Consider the following 1,295-nt stretch of genomic DNA (forward strand, 5'->3'; position numbering starts at 1 on the left):
ATGGTGCCCGTACCGCAAACCGACACAGGTAGGCGAGGAGAGAATCCTAAGGTGAGCGAGAGAACTCTCGTTAAGGAACTCGGCAAAATGACCCCGTAACTTCGGGAGAAGGGGTGCTCTTGCGGGTGCAAGCCTGCGAGAGCCGCAGTGAATAGGCCCAGGCGACTGTTTAGCAAAAACACAGGTCTCTGCGAAGCCGCAAGGCGAAGTATAGGGGCTGACACCTGCCCGGTGCTGGAAGGTTAAGAGGAGGGGTTAGCGTTCGCGCGAAGCTCTGAATTGAAGCCCCAGTAAACGGCGGCCGTAACTATAACGGTCCTAAGGTAGCGAAATTCCTTGTCGGGTAAGTTCCGACCCGCACGAAAGGTGTAACGATCTGGGCACTGTCTCAACGAGAGACTCGGTGAAATTATAGTACCTGTGAAGATGCAGGTTACCCGCGACAGGACGGAAAGACCCCGTGGAGCTTTACTGCAGCCTGATATTGAATTTTGGTACAGCTTGTACAGGATAGGTAGGAGCCTTGGAAGCCGGAGCGCTAGCTTCGGTGGAGGCATTGGTGGGATACTACCCTGGCTGTATTGACATTCTAACCCGCACCCCTTATCGGGGTGGGAGACAGTGTCAGGTGGGCAGTTTGACTGGGGCGGTCGCCTCCTAAAAAGTAACGGAGGCGCCCAAAGGTTCCCTCAGAATGGTTGGAAATCATTCGTAGAGTGTAAAGGCACAAGGGAGCTTGACTGCGAGACCTACAAGTCGAGCAGGGACGAAAGTCGGGCTTAGTGATCCGGTGGTTCCGCATGGAAGGGCCATCGCTCAACGGATAAAAGCTACCCCGGGGATAACAGGCTTATCTCCCCCAAGAGTCCACATCGACGGGGAGGTTTGGCACCTCGATGTCGGCTCATCGCATCCTGGGGCTGTAGTCGGTCCCAAGGGTTGGGCTGTTCGCCCATTAAAGCGGTACGCGAGCTGGGTTCAGAACGTCGTGAGACAGTTCGGTCCCTATCCGTCGTGGGCGTAGGAAATTTGAGAGGAGCTGTCCTTAGTACGAGAGGACCGGGATGGACGCACCGCTGGTGTACCAGTTGTCTTGCCAAAGGCATCGCTGGGTAGCTATGTGCGGAAGGGATAAGTGCTGAAAGCATCTAAGCATGAAGCCCCCCTCAAGATGAGATTTCCCATAGCGTAAGCTAGTAAGATCCCTGAAAGATGATCAGGTTGATAGGTCAGAGGTGGAAGCGTGGCGACATGTGGAGCTGACTGATACTAATAGATCGAGGACTTAACTAAAA

The 1,295-nt window shown here is 54.4% G+C and carries 1 rRNA gene; it reads left to right on the plus strand.

Annotated features, from left to right (window positions below):
* Positions 1–1,293 (plus strand): 23S ribosomal RNA (locus ACTQ5K_RS25395); the annotation flags it as partial.
* Between the last annotated feature and the right edge of the window lie 2 nt (positions 1,294–1,295).

The sequence above is a fragment of the Niallia sp. Sow4_A1 genome, from assembly GCF_052116745.1.
Taxonomy (GTDB): Bacteria; Bacillota; Bacilli; order Bacillales; family Cytobacillaceae; genus Niallia; species Niallia hominis.